General features: G+C 36.4%; 8 protein-coding genes. 1 reads left to right on the top strand and 7 read right to left on the bottom strand.

Annotated elements, in window-relative coordinates:
• Positions 1–233 precede the first annotated feature (233 nt).
• Together AC58QM_RS35715 and AC58QM_RS35710 are read right to left on the bottom strand one after the other, a co-directional pair.
• Positions 234–590, bottom strand: a complete 357-nt coding sequence (locus tag AC58QM_RS35715) for an SET domain-containing protein (RefSeq protein WP_173120232.1) — start codon at positions 588–590, stop codon at positions 234–236.
• Between the two features lie 28 nt (positions 591–618).
• A complete protein-coding gene (locus tag AC58QM_RS35710) occupies positions 619–1,704 on the bottom strand; it encodes a CotH kinase family protein (protein WP_497289407.1) in 1,086 nt (361 codons plus the stop codon).
• Positions 1,705–1,856: 152 nt separating this feature from the next.
• Here AC58QM_RS35710 and AC58QM_RS35705 point away from each other — a divergent pair, with 152 nt between their 5' ends.
• Complete coding sequence (locus AC58QM_RS35705; RefSeq protein WP_497289406.1) at positions 1,857–2,369, top strand: hypothetical protein; 513 nt, start codon at positions 1,857–1,859, stop codon at positions 2,367–2,369.
• 432 nt (positions 2,370–2,801) lie between these two features.
• Here AC58QM_RS35705 and AC58QM_RS35700 read toward each other — a convergent pair whose 3' ends face one another.
• The 5 genes from AC58QM_RS35700 to AC58QM_RS35680 all read right to left on the bottom strand — a co-directional run bounded on the left by AC58QM_RS35700 (position 2,802) and on the right by AC58QM_RS35680 (position 6,189).
• Positions 2,802–3,251 carry a hypothetical protein gene (locus AC58QM_RS35700; protein WP_497289405.1) on the bottom strand — a complete coding sequence of 150 codons (450 nt, stop codon included), beginning with the start codon at positions 3,249–3,251 and terminating at the stop codon, positions 2,802–2,804.
• Between the two features lie 121 nt (positions 3,252–3,372).
• Complete coding sequence (locus AC58QM_RS35695; protein ID WP_497289404.1) at positions 3,373–3,807, bottom strand: hypothetical protein; 435 nt, start codon at positions 3,805–3,807, stop codon at positions 3,373–3,375.
• Between the two features lie 305 nt (positions 3,808–4,112).
• Positions 4,113–4,505, bottom strand: a complete 393-nt coding sequence (locus tag AC58QM_RS35690) for a DUF2569 family protein (protein WP_497289403.1) — start codon at positions 4,503–4,505, stop codon at positions 4,113–4,115.
• Between the two features lie 107 nt (positions 4,506–4,612).
• The gene (locus AC58QM_RS35685) at positions 4,613–5,380 is read right to left on the bottom strand and encodes a formylglycine-generating enzyme family protein (RefSeq protein ID WP_497289402.1); all 768 of its coding nucleotides are present in this window, start codon (positions 5,378–5,380) and stop codon (positions 4,613–4,615) included.
• A 236-nt stretch (positions 5,381–5,616) separates the two neighbouring features.
• Positions 5,617–6,189, bottom strand: a complete 573-nt coding sequence (locus tag AC58QM_RS35680; RefSeq protein WP_497289401.1) for a BsuPI-related putative proteinase inhibitor — start codon at positions 6,187–6,189, stop codon at positions 5,617–5,619.
• Positions 6,190–7,075 lie beyond the last annotated feature (886 nt).

Genomic DNA, 7,075 nt, shown 5'->3' with positions numbered 1-7,075 from the left:
ATAAGAGCGCCTCCTTGATGGTGTTGGGTTTTAAGCCCGGGACAAACCCATCATACCGAGGCGCTCCTTTTTTGACAAAGGCCATTTCTTAGCCTTAACAGGAATGTTTAGCTTAATGACCTTTCCTGTCATCTATGAAACAGTACACCGCGCCGTCAGTACGACAAATTAAATAGCCATCCTTTGCAGGATGGCTATTTCTTGTAAGATTAGACTACCTGTTTCAGTTTTTGTTAGTCGATAACCTTAAACCACAATGATGATTGGTCCTTAGGATCTCCATTGTAATTAATTAAAATCTCTTCACCCGCTTTAATTTCTTTATAGGCAAAGAAGTCGATAGTTAAATTATTTTTATTCGATAAATATCTCGCATTAGGAGAAAAAGAGTGATTATATAAAGCACCGTATCCTAGAACGATAGCTTTATCCTCGCCCCATCGGAAAATATAGTTTTTGAGTATGCTTTCCCTCATTTCTTCCCATTCGTTTTTGGAGATAACGATAATCGGGGCTGACTCAATTAAGTCACCTTTTTGAAAGCTTTCGGTTGCAAAAATTCCTCTGCCAGATTTTCCCGTATTTTTCATTTGTATTTTTTTCAGCGTACTCCCTCCTTTATACAAGATCCTTTAGATGCTTTCGAAGATAATCGTTGCGCTTTTCAATGAAGCGAAAGATAAATTCAGGCTCACTATTAAATAGCGAAATGGATTCTTTTTTGAATGGATCTAAAGAAATATAGGGGGTTAATTGCTTGTGGAGATTTGTCACCATAGGTTCTATCGCGTTAACCGTAAATTTCGTTTCTAAAACTTCTTCCATAATACGACGGTATTGCTGCCGTATTTCCTTTACATCCAAAAGGCGTGCAGTGAGTGTATTATAACCTTGAATCGGAACAGCATAATATTCCATTATTTCGCCATTCCAATTTCGTCCCCAAGTAGCGTCATAATCCCATGGGATCATCTGATATAATCTCGTCTCTTCATTTCGAAATATAGAATAGTTGTGAATAAACCCATCGTAGTTTTGGGTACACACTGCCCCGCATAACCACAATAAATAATTATTGATATCCATCTCCTTTTTCATCGCTTCACCAAATTGGTCTCGGTTAACTGTATTTATGTTTACAATAAACCTTTCTAAATTTAGTTTATCCTTGTCACTACCCATTTTTTGTACATATCCAGACAAGAGGGACGGTTTTGGCTTTTCCTTTGGTGTTAATAATGAAAAATTCGCATGATAGATCGTGGCGTAAAAAATAGGACCTTGAGGAAGTTTTCTTTTTTGTAAAAAAAATTCGTCCACCGATTCAAGTTCTAGATAAATCCCCTTTGTCTCCCCATTCAATTCAAGAAAGACATGCTTACTATTTGGAGCAAAACTCCCAATGCTCTGGAAAAAATCAAAAGAAAGCTTGTTGCGCATTAATGATGGATCTCGGTATTCAGCATTTAAGTGTATCTCACGTCCAGCAAATTCTTCTTTATATAACCTAAAGTCGATGCTATAGGATTTTTTTCGAAATTTACGGGTATGATCGCCCCGATATGATATCCCAATCTCATATGGAATGTTGTCTACAATTAATTTGGATGAAACAGGGTCATCTCTCCATACATCGTTATTTAGCACCTTAAGAACCTTCGGCTCAATCGTTATACCATAAGTAGGAATAGCAGTATGTTCCATTCAATCATTCCCTTGCTTTTTTATATCTTATGAGAAAGTAAGTGGCTTTGATAATACATCTGGACATATCACTAGAACAAATAAAAATCAATTTACATAAGATACAACACCTTGATTTACAAGGATATTTAACGAAAGGTGGTCAAGTCAATATGGGAGAATCACAAATATTAGATTTAATAAAACAAGCTCAAGATGTCGGGTTAGATGAGTTCTTAGTTCGAAATCCCGTGTCCAATAAAGGTACAGGTGGTACGGGCAAAGGTACGGGTGGTACGGGCAAAGGTACAGGTGGTACGGGCAAAGGTACGGGTGGTACGGGCAAAGGTACGGGTGGTACGGGCAAAGGTACGGGTGGTACGGGCAAAGGTACAGGTGGTACGGGCAAAGGTACGGGTGGTACGGGTAAAGGTACAGGTGGTACGGGCAAAGGTACGGGTGGTACAGGTAAAGGTACAGGTGGTACGGGCAAAGGTACGGGTGGTACGGGTAAAGGTACGGGTGGTACGGGCAAAGGTACGGGTGGTACGGGTAAAGGTACGGGTGGTACGGGCAAAGGTACGGGTGGTACGGGTAAAGGTACGGGTAAAGGTACGGGCAAAGGTACGGGTAAAGGTACGGGTAAAGGTACGGGCGGTACGGGCAAAGGTACAGGCAATAGTTAGATTAAGAATAAGACAAAAGTAGGCAATAAAGTTGCCTGCTTCATGGGAAAATTCTCGAATAACTTGCCGTTACAGATAGTACAATTTTCCGTGCTATCTGTAACGGCAAGTTAAACCCTAACCCTCGCCAAATAAGGACCGTCAGACTGCGCGGCAGTCGACGATCCCTACTTAAGTTACGTTCCTTCTTAGGGCAAATTCAAAGTCTCAATGTCACCATGAATAATAAGTAGAAGATAACAGGTAATCCTATAGCAGATATTATTGTGATCACGGTACTTACTTTTTTCTTATCTCGTACTATTATCACTACAAACTTATACCCTAAAATACCAATCCATCCACCCAAACAATTTATGAAGTACTTCTGACACAAATAAAAGCAGAATAGTTGATTCAACTATCGTTCTCAGTTAGTTGAATGATCAAGCTTCATTTTGAAGTATAAAACTCATAAAATCTCTTCTCATTAATACTATTTTTTAGCCATAGAAAGAAATCAATAAATTCATCATCATCAGTAAAATGAGTCCACAAATATTTAGGAGCAGAGTAATAATGAGATAAAATAACCTTGTCCTTCCACTTGCAGACAAAGTGGTTTTCAATCTCAGTTTGATTTAATGTAATAGTCATTTCCGCTTCTTTAATTAGGAATAATTGGTCATTCAAAAATAATTGTGGTCCTTTCTGAGATGCAAAAACACCAAAAAAATCATTACTAATCCTTACATAAAATCCTCTAGAAATTTCGCTTTCATTAAAACGTTTCATTTCCAGTTCATTATGTAAACCCGATATTGGATCAACTTTACAGATAAAACTACTATTATCATGATTTCTAATCAAAATATGCTTTATTGAGTCTTCTCTCACAACCACGCATTGAACCCCTCCAATAGGATTATCAATATATTCATTCGGTGACTGGAATTTTATAAACACACTTTTCAGTCATACAGGTAGCCTCCCATTGGTGTGTTTATTAAACAAACGTTACCCGTTAGTTTAATCTCTCTTCTCTCACAAGTAGATACAGCAAAACAATAGGTATAATATTAATTCCTAATGTAAAATCGCTATTTATTGATCCAAAAGAAAATTTACTTAATACTTCATAACTCGCTTTAATTTTAAATGATGATTCAAAAATATTAATATTTAGTGAGAGATACGTTCCCACGCCTGATAATAACGCAAATGAAAAAAATCCCCATTTTAAACTTACAATTTGAATTAATTGAGTAAGAATCGACCACTTAAATGGTATATTACTACCGATAAAAATCAATAACCCGCTTAAAAATGAAAGAATACTTACCATAATTCCTAAAAATGAAGAGACAGTAAAGAAATTGAGATAAACATGGAAAGCAAAACCCAAGAAACCAAGAAACATTTCCAAAGATGCTAAAATAAAAATATATTTTCTTTTCATGAGAATTGCTCCAATTCACTTTATATATGAAAGTCACCAAGTCTTCTTGTCTCTGCTTGAATTAACAATGAGGGGTTATCACAGAAAGCAAGCCATTCACACAATCGTTCCCGTTACTTCAATAAAATAGGCAGGCGATCGTATAGCAGCTGCTGTCATGTCTTGATTTGAACTTTAGTTCTTTCGATAGCTTAATGCCGCGATACGGTTAGGTGTTATTCTGTTTCCCCGAAATACCAAGTAGACTAAGGGCGCTCGCCCTAAGCATGAATACGGGCTGTGTTATCGGATATTAATGGATACTATTAATATGTTGTTTTTACTCGTTTCGAATTTCTAAAATATAAAATCCATATTACTCCTACAATGATAACTAGCATCATCTCAAGAGCATCATATTGACTTCTATTTGATAAAAAGAAATCAATTATTGCAAATATTATCGTTATTAACTCAGTTATGATTGTAATCAATGGCGCTCTTTTGTTCTTCTTTAATAAATTATAAAGAGACATGATAATAAGAACTTCTAGTGAAATGTAAGAAACAACATCATATACACCTTCAACATTCCACTCTATTGTCTCTAAGATCTTGAGTATATTATATGGATTGATCAGAACCCCAACAACTGAAATAATAACATAGAATAGAAGCCAGCCTCTTATACCCACTAGATTTTTGTGTTTTTTTTGCATGTTGTATCCCCTATCGTTCACCGATAGTTGAGTGGTCTGTTTTTATATGTAATACGGTACTCCCCACTGTTTTTGAAATGCAACTTGTGAAAGGATGCATTAATTCATTAATACATTCCGCATGCTATTCTAAAGCCAAGGTCATCCGCCTTAAAATCAGGCATACTCTTCCTTCTAATTGTAGATCCACAATTGTTTTCAACTTCAGCCCAACTGCCTCCCCGGAAGATTCTATAGTTCCCATATCGTTTAGTATCATACAGATCCCAGCACCATTCCCAGACATTCCCGATCATATCGTAAAGTCCCCAAGGATTAGGAAGCAGTTTTCCGACTTGTTGTGCTGATCCATTAGAGTTTTCTTCATACCATGCAATCTTATCAATTAGTTCATACCGATATCCCTGCGTTCCCGCTTTGCATGCATACTGCCATTCAGCGTCTGTTAATAATCGAAAGCCATTCGCTTCTTTGTTATAAATAGTGTTCTCACTTTCATGTGCGATTGTGTAGTATTCAGTCCTGTCAAGCATTCTAGACAATTTGTTACAAAACACAAGCGAATCTAACCACGAAACCTCTGTAATTGGCCGTTCGTTTATAATAGGTTCTACTTCATCATGCATGACTAAATGATACAAATGCTGTGTTACCGGATACTTCATTACATAGAAAGGTTCAATCGTTTCAGTCCATATGACAACCTTTTTACCGCTCCCTCTACCGGGGTCTGACAAAGTGTAATCAGAACTAAGCCATTTATTCATATTAATATAATCTCGTAATTCAACAGTCCCACCTTCTATTGGTACCATCAAATTCATTAAATCTTTTAGTAATCGTTCACTGTTACTTCCGTACTTTCCGATTGTCATACTGATCTCCTGTCATTTCAACCTGTTATCTTTATTTCCCTTAACATAGCTCCTCCTCACAATGATCCCCTCACCTAATTATACCATATATTGGAACTAATCTGCCCGTTAACGTAATGGAGGCTGCCGATCATGCCGGCAGCCTCCCATAGGTGTGTTTATTGAACAAACGTTCACCGTTAGGTTAATGATTTTCTCAGTTATTCTTTGCCTTGTCGACGATAAAATAGAATTTATTATACAATTTCATATATTGTTCTAGCAGTTAGCTCATCTTGATTTATTGTTTCAGATTTTAAATTTATCATTATTTTCACTTCAATTGTATATTTCCCGGGTGGTACTAAATTCCCTTTATTATCTTGTAAGTTCCATTCCTCGTTAAAATTAAGCTTATCATCTTTAATAAAATTCCTTACAATTAGAGCCTGGGTAAACGCTTTATTAATAGACCATTTATAAATCTCTTCATTCTGCTCATTGTAAATAAAAATATCGTACTTTTGTCCTGACCCATATGAAATTTGTTGTTCTTTACCTGAAAGATTCTGAAGATAAAAACTAAGTTTTATTTTCCCATCCTCTTTCTGCACTTCTAATGATGGTTTAAAGAGTCCTGAAACTGATTTTAATTGTTCATCTTTCTTTTTTTGTAATTCATTTTCTATTTTCGGGTTGATAGTCACTGCTCGTTCGATTTGCACTGGATCCAAATTTTCATGATGACTACTTTCTTTATTTGCGCTAGTTGAACAGCCAAAAATTAATGTACATAAAATGATTCTCCATAAAAATTGTCCAATTCCCATCGTCCTCCACCTCATAAGCTTAGACGGAAATAAACTAAAAAATGTTCCAATTTTTAGGTAACATTGTAAATAAATGTACCGTGCTAACCTGCCCGTTAGTTGAGAAAAGGCAACCGATCCAATAGGGGCGGCTGCCTTCTCTTGTTGTTATTGTACTCTCGTTCTTTCGTTAGCTTAATGATTCATTCTTATTTTTCTCAAGAAAGCTATGAATTTGTTTCATGTGATGTTGATCGTGACTCGTTATAAACTTTTTAATATATGATTCAATGTTGTACTCTCTCTTCCCAACATTAAAAGAAACATTTTCATCCAGACTGTTGCATTTAGCAATTAGTTTACAACGAGTTTCCTTTAAGAGCTGAATCAATTCGAAATTACTTTGTAAGGTCTTTGCAAAAGACTCAGATTAGAGTTTATAGCTGTTTGATCAATAAATTTCAAAGTAACACCTTGCTGTACTAACGGTATCATTAGTTCAAGACTGTACTTGTCCCATAACCATATATGACTAATAATTTCCCTGATACTCCATTTGCCTAATTCGATAGGTCGATCCCACTAAACATTGTACTCGATATTTACTTTTTCAATATAAAGTACCAAATCATCTAGTTCCTGAAACCCCACTTTTTATCCCCTCTACATTCCCAATTTCAATCGTATTCTATATTATTTTTTCTATTTTCTTCCACATTATCCTGCCTGTTAGGAGAGCAAATGGCTGCCGATCGTGCTGGCAGCCTCCCGTTACGTTGTATTGTACAAACGTTCACCGTTAGATTCCTGTAGATGGATAAATTTCAGCTTTGTAAAAAAACGAGCGCCTCGGTACGATGGGGTTACGCACGAGGTCATTGCCTCAAAAACCCATCCAGGAGGACGC

This window comes from Paenibacillus sp. J22P165, assembly GCF_059692015.1.
Note: the sequence above shows the minus strand (reverse complement) of the source record. Positions and strands in the feature narration are given on the sequence as shown.